Origin of the sequence: Methylomagnum ishizawai (genome assembly GCF_019670005.1) — a bacterium.
Classification (GTDB): Bacteria; Pseudomonadota; Gammaproteobacteria; order Methylococcales; family Methylococcaceae; genus Methylomagnum; species Methylomagnum ishizawai.
In genome coordinates, this window is sequence record NZ_AP019783.1 from 968,485 (window position 1) to 989,858 (window position 21,374).

Consider the following 21,374-nt stretch of genomic DNA (forward strand, 5'->3'; position numbering starts at 1 on the left):
ACCGGCCTAGCCGCTCCGTCCGCCGGGCCGGATTCAGCTTCCGAGACGGAGTATTCCCAATGAACTTACATGAATATCAAGCCAAGCAGTTGTTCGCGGCCTACGGCATTCCCGTGCCCCAGGGCCAGCCCGCCACCAGCGGCCAGGCCGCCGTGGAGGCCGCGCAAGCCCTGGGCGGCGGACGCTGGGTCGTGAAGGCCCAGGTCCATAGCGGCGGACGCGGCAAGGCGGGCGGCGTGGCGCTGGTCGACAGCCTGGACGCGGTGCGGGCCGCCGCCGAGCGCCTGCTGGGTGCGCGCCTGACCACGATCCAGACCGGACCTGGCGGTTTGCCCATCAACGCCGTGCTGGTCGAGGAGGTCCGCCCCCTGGCCCGCGAGCTTTATCTGAGCGCCCTGGTGGATCGCGGCACGGCCCGGGTGTTGTTCATGGCGTCCTCTGCGGGCGGCATGGATATCGAGGAAGTCGCGGCCCACACTCCCGAACAAATCCTCACCTGCACCGCCGACCCCGCCGCCGGTATCCAGCCCTATCAATGCCGCGACTTGGCCTTCGCCATGGGCTTGGACGCCGCCCAGGCCGGGATGCTGACCAAAATCATGCAGGCCATGTACCGCCTGCTGCTGGACCAGGATTTGAGCCAGATCGAAATCAATCCGCTGGTCGTGACCGGCGACGGCCAGTTGATGGCGCTCGACGCCAAGATCAACATCGACGACAACGCCTTGTTCGCCCACCCGGACCTGACCGCCATGCGCGATGTCTCCCAGGAAGACGCCACCGAAACCGCCGCCCGCCAGCACGACTTGAGCTATGTCACCCTCGACGGCAATATCGGCTGCATGGTGAACGGGGCCGGGTTGGCGATGGCGACGGTGGATGTCATCCAACTTTACGGCGGCAAACCCGCCAACTTCCTGGATGTGGGCGGCGGCACCACGGCGGCGAAGGTGGCCGAAGCCTTCAAGCTGATTTTGGCCGACAGCAAGGTCAAGGCGGTACTCATCAACATCTTCGGCGGCATCGTGCGTTGCAACCTGATCGCCGAGGGCGTGATCGCCGCCGTGACCGAGGTGGGCGTGAAGGTGCCGGTGGTGGTGCGGCTCGAAGGCACCAATGCCGCGGAAGGCCGGGCCTTGCTGGAACAATCGGGGCTGGCGGTATTGACGGCGGGCGATTTGGACGAGGCGGCGAAAAAGGCGGTGGAGGCTGCGCAATGAGTATTTTGATCGACAACAACACCCAACTGATCTGCCAGGGCTTCACCGGCAAGCAGGCGACTTTCCACTCCCAGCAATGCTTGGATTACGGCACCCGCTTGGTGGGCGGCGTGACCCCCGGACGCGGGGGGCAGGAACACTTGGGCCTGCCGGTGTTCAACACGGTGAAGGACGCGGTGCGGGCAACCGGGGCCACGGCCAGCATGATCTACGTGCCGCCGCCCTTCGCCGCCGACGCCATCCTGGAAGCGGCGGACGCGGGGATCGGCCTGATCGTCTGCATCACCGAGGGCATTCCGGTCCTGCATATGTTGCGGGTGAAGGCGGCGTTGCGGGATACCGGCGCGTTGCTGGTCGGCCCCAACTGCCCCGGCGTCATCACGCCGGGCCAGTGCAAGATCGGCATCATGCCGGGTTTCATCCACCAACCGGGCGGCATCGGCATCGTGTCGCGCTCGGGCACCTTGACCTATGAGGCCGTATACCAGACCACCCGCGCCGGGTTGGGCCAAAGCACCTGTGTCGGCATCGGCGGCGATCCCATCAAGGGCATGGATTTCATCGACGTGCTGTCGCGCTTCCAGGCCGACCCCGAGACGCGCGGCATCATCATGGTGGGCGAGATCGGCGGCAGCGCCGAGGAGGAAGCCGCCGAGTACATCAAGGAAAATGTCACCAAGCCGGTGGTGGGCTATATCGCGGGGCTGACCGCGCCGCCCGGCAAGCGCATGGGCCATGCCGGGGCCATCGTCACCGGCGGCAAGGGCACCGGGGCCGGCAAGGTCGCGGCGCTCAAGGCGGCGGGGGTCGCGGTGGTGGATACGCCGACCGAGATGGGGCGGCGGATGACGGAATTGTTGAGCTGAATCCAACGGAAGCGCGGCCCTTGTTCCGCGCTGATGGCTCGAACTAATTCGCGGCGGACGGGGAAACGGATTATCCTCCCCGCATCCGCCGCGGATCCGGCCCAATATCCTCCATCCTGAACTCGAACCCCCCCTTCCGCCGGTCCTCGAAAAAGAACCGCAAGGCCCGGTGGACCGTCTCGAACGAGATTTCGTCCCAGGGAATCTCCTCCTCCCGGAACAAGCGCACCTCCAGGCTTTCCTCCCCGGCGGCGTAGCGCTCCGCCACCATGTTCGCCCGGAAGAAGGCGTAGACCTGCGAGATATGCGGCAGGCTGAACAGGGTATACAAAGGCTCCAGTTCCACCTCGACCGTGGCCTCCTCCCAAGCCTCGCGGCGGGCGGCCTCGGCCAGGGTCTCGCCCAACTCCATGAAACCGGCGGGCAGGGTCCAGAATCCCAGGCGCGGCTCGATGGCCCGCCGGCACAGCAACACCCGGTCGCCCCACACCGGGATGCAACCGGCGATCATCTTGGGATTCTGGTAATGGATGCTGCCGCAAGCGCCGCAGATATGCCGGAGGCGGTCGTCGCCCTGGGGAATGCTTTGATGCAGCGGACCGCCGCAGTGCGTGCAAAATTTCATGGGGGATGCCGTGGGGGGCCGGGCGCGGAACCGCCTGGGGGCCGGGGTTACGAGATCATGACCGCGAGCAACTGGTCTTCCAGGTCGTTGCGCAACACCAGTTCCTCGCCGAGTTTGGACAGGTCTTCCGCCAGGTGTTCGCGCAGGGCTTCGCCGCTGAGTTTTTCGTATTTGTCGTTGAAATCCACGGCGGTGCCGGTGGCTTGGACGATGCGGGGATAGATTTTCTCCGCCGCCTGGAGGATCCGGCCCCGCCGTTCGCTGCCGTCGGTCAGGCGTTGATAAATGCCGAAATGGCCCAGCGAGATGTAATCGACCAGGAGGCCGCAGAATTCCTGGATTTTGATATCCAGCGGCTCCCCGGAGGCGAAGGGCTGCATCCCGCTGAGGGCGCAATACTGCGACCACAGTTGCTGGCGTTCTTCCAATAATTCCTGGATCAATTGGCCGGTGTTGTGCCGACGCTCTTGGAGGGTCTGGTTCATCGTCGTACCTTGCTGGGTCTTGAGCCCCTGGGCGCGGGGCTGTGGGGTTCGCCGCCGGATCGGGCCGGACTCGTTGTTGGGATTGGGGGGTGGCGGGATGGGCCAAGCCCGGCAACCGCAGATATTATGCCATCTTCCGCGCGGGTGGAGAGGCGGTGCCGGACGGGGCGGGAAGGGGGATGCCCGGAGCCCCCTGCCAAGACGCCGGGGCGGGGCCGGTCCGGGTTATTCGGGCGTGGATTCCTGGCCGGGCGGGGCCGGGGTCAGCGACATGAGGAATTCGGCCACCGATTGCGGGCGCTGTTCCGGGTGGATTTCCATGGCCCAATCGATGGCTTCCAGCCAGATCGGGGAATAGCGCCGCCGGTACGCCTTCGCCGCCGGGACCAGGATATCGCGCTCGGCCCGCTCGGGGGCGGAGGGTGGGAACGTCCCGTCCAGGCACATCCGTATGGTGGCCCCGAGCGCGTAGAGGTCGCTCCAAGGGCCGAGCATCCCGTCCTGGTCGTATTGCTCGATGGGCGAGAAGCCATTGCTCAGCACCTTGCCGATCCGGCTGCGCTCCTCGTAGGGATAGGGCTGGCAGGCGCCGAAATCCAATAGCAAGGGATCGCCGCCGGAACGGATCAGGATGTTGTGGGGCTTGATATCGAGGTGCAGCAGGCCGTTGTTGTGGATGGTGCGCACCCCGTCCAGCAGCGGCAGGAACACCATGGTCAGGAATTGTTCGCTCACCCCGCCTTTCTTTTCCTTCAGCAGGTAATCGCCCAAGACCTTGCCGTACTCGAAGGTCATCACCAGATAGACGGTGGCGTTGGCGCGGAAGAAATTCAGCACCTCGACGATGTTGCGGTGCTTGAGCCGGGTCAGCACCTTGGCCTCCTCCAGGAACAACTGGCGGCCCCGGATGAAGGCGCGGCGGGCGTCCTCGCTGATGGGGACGACTTCGAGCTGGCCGTTGCGGTGGGCGAGGCGGCGCGGCAGGTATTCCTTGATGGCGACCTGGGTTTGGTCCTCGAATTGGCGGGCCAGGTAGACCGAGCTGAAACCGCCGCCCGCCAAGGGACGTTCGATGATGTATTGGTCGATCAAGGTGCCGGGTTCCAGGAAATAGGACGCCGCCCGCGGTTCCGTTGGCTCCGGTTTCCCCTCTGTCGTGCCGAACAATGGTTTTCTCATGGGCGGATTTCGGCTTACCATCAATGCTTTCAATCCGCGAAGTATAAACAACAATGACACACAGCATGACGGCTTTTGCCGGGGCCGAACGCGAGGTCCAAGGATGGCGCTTCGCCTGGGAACTGCGCTCGGTCAACCACCGCTATCTTGATGTCGCCCTTAGGCTGCCGGACGCCTTGCGCTTCCTGGAGCCCGAGGCCCGCAACCGCATCGCCGGGCGGATCAAGCGGGGCCGGGTCGATGCCACCCTGTCCTGGAAGAAGACCGAACAGGGCGAGGCGGCGATCCACGTCAACCGCGCCCTGGTGGCGCAATTGCTGGCGGCGGCCCGCGAGGTGGAGGCATTGGGCGGTGCCGCCTTGTCCGGCTTCAACGCCTTCGAGGTGCTGAAATGGCCCGGCGCCCTGCACGAACCCGAGGCCGACCGCGAGGCGCTGGCGGCGGCGGTGTTGGACCTGCTGGCCGAAGCCTTGGACAAGATGGTGGCGGGGCGCGGGGCCGAGGGCCGCTTGCTGGCCGGGTTCATCGAGGAGCGCTGCCTGAAGATGAAGGAACAGGTCGGCGCGGCGCGGGCGCGGTTGCCGGAGGTGTTGCAGGCCATGCGGCAGAAGGTGGTGGCGCGGCTACAGGAAGTCGCCGCCAATCCCGACGCCGACCGGCTGGAACAGGAATTAGTCTATCTGGCGCAGAAGCTGGACGTGGCCGAGGAACTGGACCGGCTGGGGGCGCATATCGACGAGGTGCTGCGGACCTTGAAGCAGAAAGAGCCGGTCGGGCGGCGGCTGGATTTCCTGCTGCAAGAACTCAACCGCGAGGCCAATACCCTGGGCTCGAAATCGGCGGATGCCGAAACCACCCGCGCCTCGGTGGAGATGAAGGTGTTGATCGAGCAGATGCGGGAGCAGATACAGAACATTGAATAGCCTTTCATCCCATTCCATGCCGTCCCACTTTGCCCCCGGAAGCCGCTAACCACGCGGCTTTCTTCATGTTTTGATGTGGTGAGTTGTGGCGATGGCGAAGCTGGCCGATGAATGCTTCGAGCGCATGATCCTGGGGCGCTGGAAATATCCCAGCATCGTGCGGAGCCGGATCGACAAGGACATCAAGCCGAGCATCGGGCGCTTGCGGGTGGAGGACGTGAAGCCCCTGCACATCGACGCCATGTTGCAGAAGATTGTGAAGCGCGGTGCGCCGACCATCGTCGATAGCGTGCCAAGCCACGGGCGAGCCACCACCCCTGGAAATTCAACATCGTTTGATCTTTGGCAAACCCCGGCGGACGGCGGAGCGGGGCAAAGGTCCGAACCGGCTGTGTGATTTGCCGCGCCGTTTCCCTGCCGGGCCGATTGGACATACTTATAGGCCGCCAAGGGTTCGGTCTATGCGTACACGGGAGGTTTCCATGCGCGTCATGCGCCCCGGTTTGGGGCTGGTTTTGGGATTCATGGCGGGGCTATCCGGTTGCGCCTCGCTGTCCGGCGTGGTCGCCGAGCGGGTCGGGGACAGGCGGGTCGAATACGCCTTGGTCCGCCACGGTGCCCCCGCCGTGGTATTCGAGAATGGCTTGGGCGGCGGGCTGGACTGGTGGGCCAAGGTGTTTCCCGAAGCCGCCCAAGTTACCACCGCTTTCGCCTATAACCGCCCCGGTACCGGGCGCAGCGACCCCGTGTCCACGCCCAGGGATGGCGCCCATGTGGTGGACGAGCTTCGCGCCTTGTTGCGCGACTTGGGGGTGGGGCCGCCCTATATCCTGGTCGGCCATTCGCTGGGCGGGCTTTATATGCAGTATTTCGCCCGGCGTTATCCCGGCGAGGCCGCCGCCTTGGTGCTGGTGGATTCCACCCACCCGGACCAACTCAAGGGCCAAGGCGCACCGGAGCATTGGCCCCGGTGGTTCCGCTGGCTATTCGATCTGGGGGCGTCGGCGTCCACCCAGGCGGAACTGGCCGCCATCGATCCCACCGGCGAGGCGGTGCTGGCCCTGCCCGCGCCGTCCGGCCTGCCGGTGAGGGTGCTGAGCGCCACCGGACCCAAGGACGCCGATACGGCCTTGGCCCGCGACGTCTTGGAAAAGCGCAAGGATATCGTCCGGCTGTTTCCCGGAGCCGAGCAGGTTTGGGTGGATTCGGGGCATGGCATTCCGCTGGAAAAGCCCGGAGCGGTGGTCGCAACGATCCGGCAAGCGCTCGCCAGGGCCAAGGTTCCGTCTCCGGGGCCGCCGCCCGGTCGATAGCGCCGCGCCGAAAATGCTAAGATTCGCCACTTTTCCAAGCTAAATCAATCACCGCAAGAGGTTATCCGCCACCATGGCAGGTCATAGCAAATGGGCCAATATCCAGCATCGCAAAGGGGCGCAGGACGCCCGCCGCGGCAAATTGTTCACCAAGCTGATCCGCGAAATCACCGTCGCGGCCCGTACCGGCGGCGGCGATCCGGGCAATAATCCCAGGCTCCGCGCCGTGATGGACAAGGCGCTCACCGCCAATATGTCCAAGGACACCATCGAACGCGCCATCAAGAAGGGCACCGGCGCGGGCGGCACCGACAATTACGACGAGGTGCGCTACGAGGGCTACGGCCCCGGCGGCATCGCGGTCATGGTCGATTGCCTCACCGACAACCGCAACCGCACCGTGGGCGAAGTGCGCCACGCCTTCACCAAGATCGGCGGCAACCTGGGCACCGATGGTTCGGTGGCCTATCTGTTCAGCAAGGTCGGCGTCATCGGCTTCGCGCCGGGGGTGGACGAGGACCGTTTGATGGAAGCCGCCCTCGAAGCGGGCGCGGACGATGTCGTCCCCAACGAGGATCGGTCGGTGGACGTGCTGACCGGCCCCGAGTCGTTCGAGGCCGTGCGCGATGCCTTGGCCGCCGCCGGGTTCAAGCCCGACACCGCCGAAGTCACCATGCGGGCCAGCACCAGCGTGGCCCTGGGCCAGGAAGACGCCGAGAAGATGATCCGTTTGTTGGAGCGGCTGGAGGATTTGGACGATGTGCAGAATGTCTATTCCAACGCCGATATCAGCGAGGATATCCTCGCCAAGCTGGCCTGAGGCGCGGTTATGAGCAGCGTCCTGGGCGTGGACCCCGGTTCGCGTTGCACCGGCTATGGCATCATCCACGATGGCCCCAAGGGTCCGGTGCTGGTGACTTACGGCACCATCCGCACCGAATCCGACAATTTCCCCGAGCGCCTCAAGCAGATTTACGACGGGATTTACCGGGTCGCCAAGGAATTCCGCCCCCAGGAATTCGCCATCGAGCAGGTTTTCATGTCCAAGAACGCCGATTCGGCTTTGAAATTGGGCCAGGCCCGCGGCGCCGCGATTTGTGGCGGCTTGTCGGCGGGCCTGCCGGTCTACGAATACGCCGCCCGCGCCGTCAAGCTGGCCTTGGTCGGCAAGGGCAGCGCCGAGAAATCCCAGGTGCAACACATGGTCCGCTTCCTGTTGGGCGTGAGCGAAGTCCTGCCCGCCGATGCCAGCGACGCGTTGGGCGTGGCGATGTGCCATATCCACACCCGGCAAACCCATAAGCGCATGGCCTTGCCGCCGGGAGCGCGGCGATGATCGGGTTCCTGCGCGGGGTGTTGGTGGCGAAGCAGCCGCCGTCCTTGTTGCTGGATGTGCGCGGCGTCGGCTACGAGGTCGATGCGCCCATGTCCACTTTCTACAAGCTGCCGGAGGTGGGCGGGGAAGTGATGCTCTACACCCATTTGGCGGTGCGCGAGGATGCCCATAGCCTGTTCGGGTTCATTTCCGAGGCGGAGCGGACCTTGTTCCGCACGCTGATCAAGGTCAACGGCGTGGGCGCGAAGCTGGCGCTGGGGGTGTTGTCCGGGCTGAGCGTGGAGGAATTCCACCGCTGCGTGGACAATCAGGACGCGGCCCGCTTGGTGCGCCTGCCCGGCGTCGGCAAGAAGACCGCCGAGCGGCTCCTGATCGAATTGCGCGACCGGATGCCGACCTTGGCCACGGTGGAATTGCCGGGGGCGGGACGGCTTCCGGCCCCGGTGGCCAGCCCGGTGGACGACGCGCTCAGCGCGCTTGTCGCCTTGGGTTTCAAGCCGCAGGAGGCGGCGGGCTTGGTGCGCAAGCTCGATGTGGAAGGGAAGCGCAGCGAGGAGATTATCCGGCTGGCGTTGCAGTCGGCGGCACGGTAGGGTATTTCGACACTTGAGTGAATCGCCTCCCTTTCATGTTTCATCGGCTAATTCGATTGGATTCCCGGTTGCTTGTCTAATATCGCCATGCCCACCCCAAGACTCATCAGCCCCGCCGCCACCCGCGAAGAAGACGCCATCGACCGCGCCATCCGTCCCAAGCGCCTCGACGATTACATCGGCCAGAAAGCCATGCGCGAGCAACTCGCCATCTTCATCCAGGCCGCTCGGGGCCGGGGCGAGGCGCTCGACCATGTGTTGATCTTCGGCCCGCCCGGTTTGGGCAAGACTACCCTGGCCAATATCGTCGCCAACGAGATGGGCGTGAACATCCGCCAAACCTCCGGCCCGGTGCTGGAGAAGGCCGGCGATGTGGCGGCGCTGCTCACCAACCTCGAACCCCGCGATATCCTTTTCATCGACGAAATCCACCGCCTCAGCGCCGTGGTCGAGGAAACGCTGTATCCCGCCATGGAGGATTACCAAATCGATATCATGATCGGCGAGGGACCGGCGGCGCGCTCGATCAAGCTGGATATTCCGCCGTTCACCCTGGTCGGGGCGACCACGCGGGCCGGACTGCTGACCTCGCCCCTGCGCGACCGTTTCGGCATCGTCCACCGGCTGGAGTTCTACACCCATGACGAACTGGCCCTGATCGTCGGGCGCTCGGCGCGGATTTTGGGGATGGACATGAGTCCCGAGGGCGCTTTCGAGATCGCCCGCCGTTCGCGGGGCACGCCGCGCATCGCCAACCGCTTGTTGCGGCGGGTGCGCGATTTCGCCGAGGTCCGGGCCGATGGCAAGGTCACGGCGGAAGTCGCCGACCAAGCGCTGGATATGCTCAAGGTGGACAAGCACGGCTTCGACGAACTCGACCGCAGATTGCTCAACACCATCATCGACAAATTCGAGGGCGGGCCGGTGGGTCTCGACAATATCGCCGCCGCCATCGGCGAGGAGCGCGGCACCATCGAGGACGTGCTGGAACCGTATTTGATCCAGCAGGGCTTCATCATGCGGACCCCGCGTGGACGGATGGCGACCCGCAGCGCGTATTTGCATCTAGGCTTGAAGCCACCGAAGACGCTGCCGACCCACGAAGAATTGTTTTAAGCGGAATTAAAGCGATGAGCAGGGATCATGACGGCGGGGAAGCGGTGTTCCGCTGGCCCATCCGCGTCTATTACGAAGACACCGACGCGGGCGGCGTGGTTTATCACGCCAATTACCTCAAGTTCTTCGAGCGCGCCCGCTGCGAAATGCTGAGGGCCTGGGGTTTCGAACTGGACGAGTTGCGGGAGCGCGAAGACTTGCTGTTCGTGGTCCGCGCCGTGGAAATCGATTTCCTGCGGCCCGCCAAATTCAACGAACTGCTGTGCGTGACCACGGAGATCGAGCAGGCCAAGGCCGCCAGCTTGGTGTTCAAGCAAACGGCGTGGCGTGGGGAGGAGGAACTCTGTCGGGCCAAGGTGAAAGTGGCTTGCCTCGCGGCGGCGGCGTTCCGGCCCAAGCCTTTGCCGGATTCCTTGCTCAGGTGTTTGCGCGGGGATTGAGTCCTGGTTTTTTCCAAGCTTTGGCGTCCCCGCGACCGGGGTATGTTTGAACCGATCTGGAGTTTCGATGACATCCGACCTTTCGATATTCACCCTCATCAAAGAAGCCAGCCCCGTGGTGCAGGTCGTGATGGGGCTTTTGATCCTGGCCTCCGTGGTTTCCTGGACCTTCATCTTCTCGAAATGGCGGGAAATCACCCGCGCCCAGCAAACCACCGACGCCTTCGAGGAACGCTTCTGGTCCGGGATCGACCTGGCCGATTTGTACCGCGAACTGGCCAAGGACGAATATGGCACGGAAGGTTTGGAAAACATCTTCATGGCCGGTTTCAAGGAATTCGCCCGTCTGCGCCAACAGCCCAACATCGCCGCCGACGCGGTGATGGAAGGCGCGGCGCGGGTGATGCGGGTGGCCCTCAACCGCGAACTCGACGCCCTCGACGAACGCCTGCCGTTCCTCGCCACGGTCGGTTCCACCAGCCCCTATGTCGGCCTGTTCGGCACGGTCTGGGGCATCATGAATTCGTTCCGTTCGCTCGGCAGCGTCAAGCAGGCCACGCTGGCGATGGTGGCTCCCGGCATCTCGGAAGCCCTGGTCGCGACCGCCATGGGCTTGTTCGCGGCGATTCCGGCGGTCATGGCCTATAACCGCTATTCCACCGAAATCGGCCGCCTCGCCAACCGCTACGAAGCCTTCACCGAAGAATTCCTGAGCCTCCTCCACCGCCAGGCCCACGCCAAATGAACGTATCCACGGGAAAAAGCCGCAGCGGCCGCCGCAGGCCCATGGCCGAAATCAACGTCGTGCCCTATATCGACGTGTCGCTGGTGCTATTGATCATCTTCATGGTCACGGCCCCCATGCTGCAAACCGGCGTGGATGTGGACCTGCCCCAGGCCGAGGCCAAGGCGGTCGATCCCAGCCAGGACCTGCCCATCATCATCTCCATCAAGTCGGACGGCAGCCTCTACCTCGATGTCGGCAACCAGGGCGATGCCGAAGTCGCCGACGCCGATCTCGGCGGCAAGGTGGCCGAAGCCCTCGCCGCCAAGCCGGGCTTGGCGGTCCTGATCCGGGGCGACAAGGCGGTCGATTATGGCCGCGTCGTCACCGTCATGGCGAACCTCAAGAACGCCGGGGTTCCCAATGTCGGCCTCATGACCGCGCCCGCCGAAGAATGACCGATCCCAAATACAAGCGGCTCGGCCTGCCGCTGGCGCTTTCGCTGGCGCTTTCGCTGGCGCTGCATATCGTCTTGGTCCTGCTGTTCGCGTTCCAATTCGATGCGATGCGGGAAGTGAAGGAGCCGCCGCAGCCCGAGATCATCCAGGCCGTCACGGTGGACGCCGCCCAGATCGAAGCCGCGATCCAGGCCCGGCAGCAAGCCGAGCTACAACGCCAGCAACGCATCGAACAGCAACGCGCCGCCGAGGCCCAGGCCGAGCGGGAGCGCCAGGAAGCCGCCCGCAAGGCGGAAGAATTCAAGGCCCGCCAAGCCGAGGAACTGGAGCGGCAGACCGCGCTCGAAGCCCGCCGCAAGCTGGAAGAAGAAACCAAGCGCCGCGCCGAGGCCGAAGAAAACCAGCGCCAGCAGGCGATGAAAAAGCTCGCCGACCAAAAGCACCGCGAGGAAGAAAAGCGCCAAGACGAAGCCGAAGCCAAGCATCGGGCGGAAGAAGCGGCCAAGCGCGAAGCGGCGGAAGCCAAGCGCAAAGCCGAAGCGGAAGCCGCGGCCAAACGCGAGGCGGAAGCCAAACGGGAAGCGGCGGAGGAAGCCAAGGACAAAGCCGCCGCCGAAGCCAAGCGCAAGGCCGAGGCGGAAGCCAAACGGGAAGCGGCGGAAGAAGCCAAGGACAAAGCCGCCGCCGAGGCCAAGCGCAAGGCCGAGGCGGAAGCCAAGCGGGAAGCGGCGGAAGAAGCCAAGGACAAAGCCGCCGCCGAGGCCAAGCGCAAGGCCGAGGCGGAAGCCAAACGCAAAGCCGAGGAAGAAACCCACCGCAAGGCCGAACTCGAAGCCCAGCGCAAAGCCGATCTGGCGGCGCAACGCCGCGCCGAGGAAGAGGCCCGCCACAAAGCCGAAGCCGAAGAGCGGCGCAAGGCCGAACAAGAGGCCAAGCAAAAAGCCGCCGCCGAAGCCAAGCGCAAGGCCGAAGCCACTGCGGAAGCCAAGCGCGAAGCCGCCGAGGCCGCGAAGGAAAAAGCGGCGGAAGAAGCCAGGGAAAAAGCCGCCGCCGAGGCCAAGCGCAAAGCCGAAGCCGCTGCGGAAGCCAAGCGCGAAGCCGCCGAGGCCGCGAAGGAAAAAGCGGCGGAAGAAGCCAGGGAAAAAGCCGCCGCCGAGGCCAAGCGCAAAGCCGAAGCCGCTGCGGAAGCCAAGCGCGAAGCCGCCGAGGCCGCGAAGGAAAAGGCGGCGGAAGAAGCCAGGGAAAAAGCCGCCGCCGAGGCCAAGCGCAAGGCCGAAGCCGCCGCCGAAGCCAAGCGCGAAGCCGCCGAGGCCGCGAAGGAAAAAGCGGCGGAAGAAGCCAGGGAAAAAGCCGCCGCCGAGGCCAAGCGCAAAGCCGAAGCCGCCGCCGAAGCCAAGCGCGAAGCCGCCGAGGCCGCGAAGGAAAAAGCCGCCGCCGAGGCCAAGCGCAAAGCCGAGGCCGATGCTGCGGAAGCCAAGAAAAAAGCGGCGGAAGAAGCCAAGCGCAAAGCCGAAGCCGAAGCCGAGGCCAAGAAAAAAGTGGAAGAAGCCCACCGCAAGGCCGAACTCGAAGCCGAGATGAAGGCCGAAGCCGAAGCCAAGCGCAAGGCCGAAGACGCCCGCCGCCAGAAGGAAGAACGGGAGTTGGCGCTCAAGGAAGCGATGGAAGAGGAGCGCCAGCAAAAAGAGAAGGAGGAAAAAGCCCAGAAAGCCGCGGAAAGCGCGGCCCAAGCCTGGGTGAATAGCCATTTCCGGCCCAGGGTCGAAAACCACTGGGTACTTGCGCCTTCTGCCCAAGGCGGCGGGTCTTGTACAATTCGGGTCCGTTTGACCCCGGCGGGCGGCGTCACCAGCGCGGAAGCTTCCTGCTCCGGCGGCGACGCGGCCTTCGAGCGCTCGGCGGAAGCCGCGGTCTACAAGGCCGCGCCTTTCCCCATGCCGCCCGATCCCTTGGTGGCGAAACAGCTCCTAGGGCAGGCGGTGCGGTTCAAGTTCAATCCCGATTGATTTTCCCCAGGGTATTCGATGCTAAGCCCAATCCGATTCGCTTTGCTGTCATGGAGCCTGTGCGCGGGGCTGTTCGGCGGAATGGCCCATGCCGACCTGGATGTCGATATCACCAAGGGGGTGCATGGCGCTACGCCCATCGCCGTCGTGCCCTTCGCCCAATCCGGCCTGTCCGCCAATCTCGGCGGCATCGTCGCGGCGGACCTGGGCCGCTCGGGCCATTTCTCGCCCTTGCCCGAAAGCAGCATGACCGAGCGGCCCGTCCCGCCCCAGTCCGTGAACTTCCATACTTGGCAGGCGCTGGGCCAGGATTATCTGGTCATAGGCCGGGTCAACCCGGTCGGCAGCCGTTACGAGGCCGAGTTCTACCTGTTCGACGCCATCAAGGGCACGGTGCTGTTGAGCCAGAAGCTGCCCTTCGACGCCCCGGAGGCCCGCCATACCGCCCACCGCATCGCCGACCTGATCTATCAACAACTGACCGGGCAGCGCGGCGCGTTCAATACCCGCGTGGCCTATGTGGCGGTGTACGGCGGGCCCACCGGGCGGGTCTACCATCTCCTGGTCGCCGACACCGACGGCCAAGACCCGCGGCCGGTCATCAGTTCGCCGGAACCCATCATGTCCCCGGCTTGGTCGCCCGACGGCAAGCGCATCGCCTATGTGTCCTTCGAGAACAAGGCGTCCGCGATTTTCGTCCAGGACCTCGCCACCGGCTCGCGGCAAAAGGTCTCGGACGCCCGCGGTATCAACGGTGCCCCCGCCTGGTCGCCCGATGGTTCGCGGCTGGCCCTGACCCTGTCCAAGGGCGGCAGCCCCGATATTTACGTCATGGATGTCGGCTCGCGCTCGCTGCAACAAATCACCAACGAAGTCTCCATCGACACCGAGCCGAATTGGTCGCCGGACGGGCGGACCTTGGTGTTCACTTCCGACAGGGGCGGCAAGCCGCAGTTGTATACGGTTCCGGCCAGCGGCGGCGCGGCCCAGCGCCTGACCTACGAGGGCGATTACAACGCCCGCGGCGTGTTCTCGCCCGATGGCCGCTCTATCGCCATGGTGCATGGCAAGGGCGGCGACTACCGTATCGCCCTGATGGACCTGCGCGGCCATACCCTCAAGGTGCTGACCCAGGGCCGTTTCGACGAATCGCCAGGATTCGCGCCCAACGGCAGCATGATCCTCTACACCCACAAGGAAGGCGGTGTGGACCGGCTGGCGGCGGTGTCGCTGGACGGCAAGAACCACCAAGCCCTCGATGTCCAGGGCGGACAGGTGCGCGAGCCCGCTTGGTCGCCTTGAGGCGCAATCTACATCGGCAATTCCGGGGCCGGCGGGCGCGACCGCGGCCCATCCAATCCTGTGGGGAAAACTATGCAATGGAAAACGATCATCGTGGCCTCCGTGCTGGGCTTGGCCTTGGCGGGCTGTAGCTCCAAGGGCGGCGTGCAAGGCGGGGGCGAGGGGGCCGATGCCGCCGGCACCGGCACCGACGCGGGCGGGCCGAAAATCAACCGTTATGGCCAGGGCGGCTACGGCGATGGTGGCGCGGGGGCCGGTTATGGCGACGGCTCCGGCGGCTATGGCGAGGGCGGAGGTTCGGGCCGGTATAGCCCGGTCGGGGGCGGGGGGTCGGGTTCGGCCCTGACCGGCGATCCCGAACTCGACAACGCCAGCGGCCCGCTCGCCAAGCGCGTGGTTTATTTCATGTACGACAGCGACGAGGTGCAGCCGGAATACCGCTCGGTGGTCAGCGCCCATGCCGCCTATTTGGCCGCCCATCCCGACCGCAACGTGGTCCTGGAAGGCCATGCCGACGAACGCGGCTCGCCCGAGTACAACGTCGGCCTATCCGAGCGCCGCGCCCAGGCGGTGGCGCGGATGATGCAGTTGCAGGGGGCCGCCAACGGTCAAATCCAGGTGGTGAGCTACGGCGAGGAAAAACCGGCGGATGTCGGCCACGACGAATCCTCCTGGCAACAAAACCGCCGCGTGGAAATCGCTTATCCGGGTCGCTGAGCCATGATGACTAAAACCAAATTCGCGGGATGGATGGCGGTGGGCTTGGCCTATGCCGCTTTGGCCGGTGCCGAGCAGTACGACCGGCCCTACGACCAGCCCTACGATCAATCGGGCTATGGCGCGTCCACCCTGGACGAGCGGGTGGCGCGGCTGGAAAAGCGCCTGTCGGGCGAAACCCTGATGGAGATGGCCAACCGCATCGAGAAGCTGCAAGGCGAGGTGTTGAGGCTGCGCGGCACGGTGGAGGAATTGGGCCACGAACTCGACAAGGCCAAGCGCCAACAACGTGAGATGTACGGCGACCTCGACCAGCGCCTGAAAGCCGCCGCCGCGCCGCCCCCGCCGCCGGTAGCCGCCGCGCCATCCGTGGCTCCCTCGCCCGCCGATGCCACGCCGCCCGCCCCCGATCCCGGCGCCGCCGCCCCGGCGGTTTCCGTGCCCACGCCGTCCGCGCCCGCCGCCGCGCCGCCACCCCCGCCCCCGGCTCCCGTGGTCGATCCGGCGGTGCGCCAAGCCGCTTACCAAAAAGCCTTCAACACCCTCAAGGAAGGCAAGTACACCGAGGCCATCCGCGATTTCAAAGGCTATGTGGCGAATTATCCCAGCGGCGACAACACCGACAGCGCTTATTACTGGCTGGCGGAAGCCTATTATGTGAACCGCGATTTCAACTCGGCCAGGGACACCTTCCGCAGGCTGATCCGCGATTTCCCCAAGAGCGCCAAGGTGTCGGACGCCCATTTGAAGCTCGGCTTCATCGAGTACGAGAACGCCCAATACGGCGCGGCCAAGGAATTGCTGAACGGCGTCATCAAGAACTACCCCGATTCCAGCGCCGCCAAGATGGCGGAAAAGCGCCTGGAACGGATGCGCCAGGAGAAACACTGAACCCATGGCCGCGCTGCGCGTCACCGAAATCTTCCGCTCGCTGCAAGGCGAATCGCGCTCCGTGGGCTGGCCCACTGTGTTCGTGCGGCTGACCGGCTGTCCCTTGCGCTGCGTCTATTGCGACACGGCCTATGCCTTCAGCGGCGGCGAGCGGTTGGAATTGGCCGCCATCCTGGAACAAGTGGCCGCCCACGGCGTGCGCCATGTCTGCGTGACCGGCGGCGAACCCCTGGCCCAGCCGGCTTGCCTGGAATTATTGGAGGGCTTGGTGGCGGCGGGCTATGAAGTATCGCTGGAGACCAGCGGTGCCTTGGATGTCGCCCAGGTCCATCCCCAGGTGGTCAAGGTCCTGGATTTGAAAACCCCAGGCTCGGGCGAGGCGGCGCGGAACCTCTACGCCAACCTGGACCACCTGGACGCCAAGGATCAAGTGAAATTCGTGATCGCCGACGAGGCCGATTACGCCTGGGCCAAGGCCAAGCTGGCGGAATACCGCTTGCCGGAGCGTTGCGAGGTGTTGTTCTCGCCGGTGGCGGGCGTGCAAAACCCCACCGAATTGGCCGAGAAAATCCTCCGCGACCGGCTGGACGTGCGCTTCCAACTGCAATTGCACAAGCTGCTTTGGGGCGATCAACCGGGCGTCTAAACCCTCTCTTACGGACGATGCGATGATGAAACCAGCGGTGATATTGCTTTCCGGCGGTCTGGATTCCGCCACGGTCCTGGCCATCGCCAAGGCCCAGGGTTACGAATGCCACGCCCTCAGCTTCGACTACGGCCAGCGCCATGGGGCCGAATTGGCGGCGGCGGCGCGGGTGGCGGATTATTTCGGGGTCGCCGACCGCAAGCTGATCCGCATCGGCCTGGACGCCATCGGCGGTTCGGCCCTGACCGACGCCAATATCGCCGTGCCCGACCATCCGCAGGCGGGGATTCCCGTCACCTATGTCCCGGCGCGGAACACCGTGTTCCTGTCGTTCGCGCTGGGCTGGGCCGAGGTGTTGGGCAACGCCGATATTTTCATCGGCGTGAACGCGGTGGATTATTCCGGCTATCCCGATTGCCGCCCCGAATATATCGAAGCCTTCCGCAAGCTCGCCAAGCTCGCCACCAAGGCCGGGGTCGAGGGCGCGGATATTCGCATCCATACCCCCTTGATCCAGCTGTCCAAGGCCGAGATCATCCAGCAGGGCGTGGCGCTCGGGGTCGATTACGCCCTCACGGTGTCCTGCTACGCCGCCGACCCGGAAGGCCGGGCCTGCGGGGTGTGCGATGCGTGCAGGCTCAGGGCGGAGGGGTTCCGGCAGGCGAAGGTGGTTGATCCGACGCGGTATGTGGCGCGGTGAACAACCATCGAAAAGCCGTCCGGTCCGCGCTTCGCGAGATATGAAAAAGCCCGCCACTGGCGGGCTTTTTCTTTGCCCGCGGCTTATGCCCGCCCTGTCCGCGCCCGGCGAAGCGCCAGCCCGCCCACCGCCAGCAAGGCCAGTGTGCCCGGCACCGGCACTGGGCTATAGACCAGCGAGCCGAACCCGGCGGGGTCGGTGCCGTTATCCGGGGTATAGGCGAAATAAGCGTCCGAGCTATCGAGGCTGCCCGAGACCAGGCTGAAATCGGGATCGAAGCCGGTCACGTCGTAGCTCAGCCCCAGGAACACCCCGTCCAGGAAATCCACGGTCGGCGTCCCGGAACCGCTATTTTCGTCGAAGGAGCCGCTGTGGAAACCGAAGCTGAGGCCCAGCAGCGGCAGGCTTTCGCTCCCCGTGCCGGTCAAGCCCGCGTCGTCGAAGCTGAACGTTCCCAAGTAGCTTTCGCCCAGCAGGGCACCGAAGTCCACGCTGCCCGAGAAGGTGTAATTGATGACGCCCGCCTCGCTGGCGGAGGCCGACAGGAACAGCGCCAAGGCCAGGGCCGTCCCGCGCAGGGTTTGGATGGGTCGGAACATGGGTCGGTCCTCGCGTTAGAAGGTGAAATTGAGGGTTTGGAGCAGGCTGCCGCAGCCGACGCCCTTGACGATGGCCAGGACGCGCTTGGCGGCGGGTCCGCCGGCGTCGGGGTCGATGGCGAGGCTGCTATCCGCGCCCTGGGCCGCGCAGACCACATGGCCCGCCGCGATGGGGTTGGCGTTGCCGATATGGAGGCTTTGCAGCAGTTGGGTCAGCACGATCTGGTCGGTGCCGGGGGTGAAGTCGGTGATCGTGTCGATGCCGTCGGTCACGCTGTTGTAGACGAACCAGTCCTTGCCGCCCAGGCCGGTCAAGGTGTCCTTGCCGCCGTTGCCGGTCAGTTGATCGCCGCCGGCGGTGCCGGTCAGGGCGTTGTTGCTCGAATTGCCGGCGAAGGCGCTACGTGCGAGGTTGAAGCCGATCAGCACCGGGTCGTGGTCCGAAGCGCGGTAAGGTGCCTGGGTGTAGAGGTCGGGTTCACAGGCGGCGCAGGCCGGTTGCTTGAATTCCAGGTTGTAGTCGATGAAGGAGGGCTCGTCGGCGTTGTTGTGCCATTCGGTCACGCCGGCCACTTGGGTGCCGAGGCTGGCCGTGGTCAAGGCATGGTCGAGGTAGCCCGCCAGTCCGTCGAAGACATAGGAATAGGGATGGGCGATGCGCGCCGCCAGTTGGTCGATCAAGCCGCCACCGACCAGGGTTTGGACCGGGTCTTCCTGGCCGTAGGCGTTGAGGTCGCCGATCACCAGTACGTCGTCGTCGCCGCTGGTGGCTTTGAGGTCGGCGATGAAGCCCAGCAGGGCCTGGGCCTGGGCCACGCGGGTCGCGTTGAAACAGCCCTGGCCGTCGCCTTGGTCAACATCGGGGCCGGAAGCGGGGCAACTGCTCTTCGACTTGAAGTGGTTGACGACGACCGTGAAGCGGGCGTCGTTGGCGTTCGCCTGGAAGGTCTGGGCCACTGGTGCCCGGCCGATGCTGAACGCCGCGCTGTCGAGGGCCTGCGCCGAGCCGACCGGCGTCACCTTGCCCGGTTTGTAGATCATCGCCACCTTGATCGCGTCGGTGGTGCCATTGGCGCTGTGGTTCTGGTATTCGATGGGGTCTTGCACGTAGGTGTAGCTGCCGGAGCCGACCAGCGCGTTCAGGCGGGAAACCAGGTCGCCCACGGCGGTGGGGCCGTTGTTCTCGATTTCCATGAGGCCGACCACGTCCGCGTCCAGGGCGGCCAGTTCCCGGACCAGCTTGTCGGCCTGCCGGTCCAATTCATCCAGGCTGTCGGCCCCCCGGCAATCCGCACGGGTGCCGCCGGGATAGCAGCCCGGACTGCCGCTCTCGTCCAGCGTGGTGAAGTAGTTCAGCACGTTGGCGGAGGCCACTTTGAGGTTGCCGCCGACCGGGTCGGGGGCCGTGGCCCGCGCATTGGCCCGCGTGAAGACGGGGGCCGAGGTCGGGTGCAGGCGGTAGTCGCGGACGCTGGTGTCGGAATTGATGGGACCGAAGTCCAGCACGCCGACCAGATTAGCCACGGTATCGCCGGCCCTGACGGTATCGTCCTGGCCGATGTAGGGGGTGGGGTTGGGGTTTTGGCTGCTGGAGCCATCGTCGAGGACCACCAGGCTGCGTGCGTTCAGGTCGGCGAGGTTCTGCGCGTCGATGCTGCCCGCGTCGTAGACGTTGGTGGGTTGCCGCAAGCGTCCGCCATAGCCCAAGGTCAACTGGCCGTAGCGGCCCAGGAAGTAGTTTTGCTGCACCGTCATGTCCGGTAAGTCGACGTACATGCCTTCATAGCGTTCGAGTTCGCCGTCGGTGGATTCGGGCAGGGTGATGGAGCTGATGGAGGGTAGGGCGTTGCCGGTGCTGACGACGCCGACCGCCGATACGCTGCCGATTTCGGTGAGTCCGTTGAATTCCTGGACCGTGCCGGTGACTTGCACCCGGTCGCCGACGTTCACCGGGGTGGCGCAGGAACTACAGAAAACAAAGATGCCTTCGGAAGTCGCGGGGTCGCCGTCGTCATTCCCTTCCGGTTCTTGCAGGAAGAAGCCGCTCAGTTGGTTGGACGCTTGCAAGTCGGCGGTCACGATGCCGCTGACCGTCACGGTTTGCCCCAGCAACGGGCTGGTGCTGGCGGAGCCTTGCACGTCGTGGATCGGTGTGGTCGCGATATCGTCGTTGTTGATCGTGCCCTGGCCTTGGGCGTCCGCGACATCCGCGCCCGTTAGGTTGGTGACGTTGACGAAGAAGGTTTCGTTGGATTCGACGGTGGTGTCGCCGTTGACGGCGACGGTGAAGGTGTGGCTGGTGCTACCCTGGGGAATGCTCTGGCCGGTGAGCGCTTGGGCGGTGTAATCGCCGGGGGCGGTCGCGGTGCCGTCGGCGGTGGCGATATCGAAGCTCACGCCGCCCGCGCCCGCGGGCGCGGACAGGCTGACCGTGAAGGTGAAGGTGGTGGTGCCGCTGTCGCCTTCGGTCTTGCTGACATCGTTGATGGACAGGCTGGGGGCCGCCCCTGTGGTCGACAGCGAAAAATTATCGAGGGCCAGGCCGTGGTCGTTGCCGGCGTCGTTATTCTCGATCCAGCGGAGCCAGAGGGTGGTGCCATTGGTCCAGTTCAAGCCGGTCAAGCTGCCGGCACGCGCCGAACGACCGGCGTTATTGCCATCCACCGCCGCCGCGCTGGCGGTCGCGACCGGCGAAGTGAAGTTGAAGGCGGAGCCTGCTGCCGTCCAGGTCGATACCGCCGAGAACGTGGCACCGAAGCCATATTCCAGCACCATGGTCTGCGCCGTGGCGTTGCCGCCGTTACGCCATTGTTCGCCGTCATAGGCGAGGTTCAAGGTATCGATGGTCGCGCCGGAAGTATTGGTGGCCGAGAACGCGATCCAGCCCGCGACCGCACCGGCGGCCGGGGAGCCGAAATAAGCGCCGCCGGAACCCAATCCGCCCAGGGCGCGGTCGCTGGCACCCGTGCTGCCATAGCTGTAGAACGTTCCCGCGTTCGAACCGCCGTTATCCGCGTTATAGGCCGTGATGGCGGTCCCTGGGGCGGGTTGCTTGAACAAAGACCAGCCCGGTAAGGTGGTGTCGTTGGTCCACGCATTGTTGGTGCCGCTCGCGGCCAGGGTGTCGAAGTTCTGGGAATAGCTGCTGGAAAAATTGACCGCGGCCTGCCCGGTCAAGGGTAGCGCCAGCAAGGCGGCGGCCAGCCGTGTCAGTTTGTGGTGGGTTGGGGCCATG

The 21,374-nt window shown here is 65.2% G+C and carries 23 protein-coding genes; 18 read left to right on the forward strand and 5 right to left on the reverse strand.

The annotated features are described in order from the left end of the window. The first annotated feature begins 59 nt into the window (after window positions 1-59). Together sucC and sucD are read left to right on the forward strand one after the other, a co-directional pair. Window positions 60-1,220: an ADP-forming succinate--CoA ligase subunit beta gene (sucC, locus tag K5658_RS04430; RefSeq protein WP_221065772.1), complete on the forward strand. Its 1,161-nt coding sequence runs from the start codon at window positions 60-62 to the stop codon at window positions 1,218-1,220. Next, a complete protein-coding gene (gene sucD, locus K5658_RS04435; protein ID WP_221065773.1) occupies window positions 1,217-2,086 on the forward strand; it encodes a succinate--CoA ligase subunit alpha in 870 nt (289 codons plus the stop codon). The genes sucC and sucD overlap by 4 nt, the downstream gene beginning before the upstream one ends. A gap of 70 nt (window positions 2,087-2,156) precedes the next feature. On the opposite strand, the gene K5658_RS04440 is transcribed toward sucD, so the two are convergent. The 3 genes from K5658_RS04440 to K5658_RS04450 all read right to left on the reverse strand — a co-directional run bounded on the left by K5658_RS04440 (window position 2,157) and on the right by K5658_RS04450 (window position 4,375). Next, the gene (locus K5658_RS04440) at window positions 2,157-2,711 is read right to left on the reverse strand and encodes an NUDIX hydrolase (protein WP_221065774.1); all 555 of its coding nucleotides are present in this window, start codon (window positions 2,709-2,711) and stop codon (window positions 2,157-2,159) included. A gap of 47 nt (window positions 2,712-2,758) precedes the next feature. Next, window positions 2,759-3,196, reverse strand: a complete 438-nt coding sequence (locus K5658_RS04445) for an Rsd/AlgQ family anti-sigma factor (protein WP_221065775.1) — start codon at window positions 3,194-3,196, stop codon at window positions 2,759-2,761. A gap of 225 nt (window positions 3,197-3,421) precedes the next feature. Further along, window positions 3,422-4,375, reverse strand: coding sequence for a serine/threonine protein kinase (locus K5658_RS04450; protein WP_221065776.1), 954 nt, complete (start codon window positions 4,373-4,375; stop codon window positions 3,422-3,424). A gap of 65 nt (window positions 4,376-4,440) precedes the next feature. Here K5658_RS04450 and K5658_RS04455 point away from each other — a divergent pair, with 65 nt between their 5' ends. The 16 genes from K5658_RS04455 (at window position 4,441) to queC (ending at window position 17,540) form a co-directional block, all read left to right on the forward strand. After that, window positions 4,441-5,298, forward strand: coding sequence for a YicC/YloC family endoribonuclease (locus K5658_RS04455; RefSeq protein WP_246628563.1), 858 nt, complete (start codon window positions 4,441-4,443; stop codon window positions 5,296-5,298). Window positions 5,299-5,389: 91 nt separating this feature from the next. Beyond that, window positions 5,390-5,695 (forward strand): phage integrase central domain-containing protein, encoded by a 306-nt coding sequence (locus K5658_RS04460; RefSeq protein ID WP_221065778.1) that lies wholly within the window; start codon window positions 5,390-5,392, stop codon window positions 5,693-5,695. A gap of 85 nt (window positions 5,696-5,780) precedes the next feature. Further along, entirely contained in the window at window positions 5,781-6,611 is an 831-nt protein-coding gene (locus K5658_RS04465; protein WP_221065779.1) for an alpha/beta fold hydrolase, read from the forward strand. Between the two features lie 73 nt (window positions 6,612-6,684). Next, on the forward strand, window positions 6,685-7,431 hold the full coding sequence (locus K5658_RS04470; protein WP_221065780.1) for a YebC/PmpR family DNA-binding transcriptional regulator: 747 nt from the start codon (window positions 6,685-6,687) through the stop codon (window positions 7,429-7,431). A 9-nt stretch (window positions 7,432-7,440) separates the two neighbouring features. Further along, a complete protein-coding gene (ruvC, locus tag K5658_RS04475) occupies window positions 7,441-7,947 on the forward strand; it encodes a crossover junction endodeoxyribonuclease RuvC (RefSeq protein WP_221065781.1) in 507 nt (168 codons plus the stop codon). Beyond that, window positions 7,944-8,540 carry a Holliday junction branch migration protein RuvA gene (ruvA, locus tag K5658_RS04480; RefSeq protein ID WP_221065782.1) on the forward strand — a complete coding sequence of 199 codons (597 nt, stop codon included), beginning with the start codon at window positions 7,944-7,946 and terminating at the stop codon, window positions 8,538-8,540. Before ruvC ends, ruvA begins: the two co-directional genes overlap by 4 nt. Window positions 8,541-8,627: 87 nt before the next feature. Then, window positions 8,628-9,656, forward strand: a complete 1,029-nt coding sequence (ruvB, locus tag K5658_RS04485; RefSeq protein WP_221066898.1) for a Holliday junction branch migration DNA helicase RuvB — start codon at window positions 8,628-8,630, stop codon at window positions 9,654-9,656. A 14-nt stretch (window positions 9,657-9,670) separates the two neighbouring features. Next, window positions 9,671-10,096: a tol-pal system-associated acyl-CoA thioesterase gene (gene ybgC / locus K5658_RS04490; RefSeq protein WP_221065783.1), complete on the forward strand. Its 426-nt coding sequence runs from the start codon at window positions 9,671-9,673 to the stop codon at window positions 10,094-10,096. Window positions 10,097-10,163: 67 nt separating this feature from the next. Further along, window positions 10,164-10,841, forward strand: a complete 678-nt coding sequence (tolQ, locus tag K5658_RS04495) for a protein TolQ (RefSeq protein WP_221065784.1) — start codon at window positions 10,164-10,166, stop codon at window positions 10,839-10,841. Further along, window positions 10,838-11,278 carry a protein TolR gene (gene tolR / locus K5658_RS04500; RefSeq protein WP_221065785.1) on the forward strand — a complete coding sequence of 147 codons (441 nt, stop codon included), beginning with the start codon at window positions 10,838-10,840 and terminating at the stop codon, window positions 11,276-11,278. Before tolQ ends, tolR begins: the two co-directional genes overlap by 4 nt. Beyond that, window positions 11,275-13,284, forward strand: a complete 2,010-nt coding sequence (gene tolA / locus K5658_RS04505) for a cell envelope integrity protein TolA (RefSeq protein ID WP_221065786.1) — start codon at window positions 11,275-11,277, stop codon at window positions 13,282-13,284. The genes tolR and tolA overlap by 4 nt, the downstream gene beginning before the upstream one ends. 18 nt (window positions 13,285-13,302) lie before the next feature. Continuing rightward, the gene (tolB, locus tag K5658_RS04510; RefSeq protein ID WP_425515906.1) at window positions 13,303-14,586 is read left to right on the forward strand and encodes a Tol-Pal system beta propeller repeat protein TolB; all 1,284 of its coding nucleotides are present in this window, start codon (window positions 13,303-13,305) and stop codon (window positions 14,584-14,586) included. A 72-nt stretch (window positions 14,587-14,658) separates the two neighbouring features. Then, on the forward strand, window positions 14,659-15,303 hold the full coding sequence (gene pal, locus K5658_RS04515; protein ID WP_221065787.1) for a peptidoglycan-associated lipoprotein Pal: 645 nt from the start codon (window positions 14,659-14,661) through the stop codon (window positions 15,301-15,303). Window positions 15,304-15,306: 3 nt separating this feature from the next. Then, window positions 15,307-16,194, forward strand: coding sequence for a tol-pal system protein YbgF (ybgF, locus tag K5658_RS04520; protein WP_246628564.1), 888 nt, complete (start codon window positions 15,307-15,309; stop codon window positions 16,192-16,194). A 4-nt stretch (window positions 16,195-16,198) separates the two neighbouring features. Further along, window positions 16,199-16,840 (forward strand): 7-carboxy-7-deazaguanine synthase QueE, encoded by a 642-nt coding sequence (gene queE / locus K5658_RS04525; RefSeq protein WP_221065788.1) that lies wholly within the window; start codon window positions 16,199-16,201, stop codon window positions 16,838-16,840. A gap of 22 nt (window positions 16,841-16,862) precedes the next feature. Further along, the gene (queC, locus tag K5658_RS04530) at window positions 16,863-17,540 is read left to right on the forward strand and encodes a 7-cyano-7-deazaguanine synthase QueC (protein ID WP_221065789.1); all 678 of its coding nucleotides are present in this window, start codon (window positions 16,863-16,865) and stop codon (window positions 17,538-17,540) included. Between the two features lie 83 nt (window positions 17,541-17,623). On the opposite strand, the gene K5658_RS04535 is transcribed toward queC, so the two are convergent. Both K5658_RS04535 and K5658_RS04540 read right to left on the reverse strand, forming a co-directional pair. Then, complete coding sequence (locus tag K5658_RS04535; protein WP_221065790.1) at window positions 17,624-18,139, reverse strand: hypothetical protein; 516 nt, start codon at window positions 18,137-18,139, stop codon at window positions 17,624-17,626. A 15-nt stretch (window positions 18,140-18,154) separates the two neighbouring features. Further along, window positions 18,155-21,373, reverse strand: a complete 3,219-nt coding sequence (locus K5658_RS04540) for an ExeM/NucH family extracellular endonuclease (protein ID WP_221065791.1) — start codon at window positions 21,371-21,373, stop codon at window positions 18,155-18,157. Between the last annotated feature and the right edge of the window lies 1 nt (window position 21,374).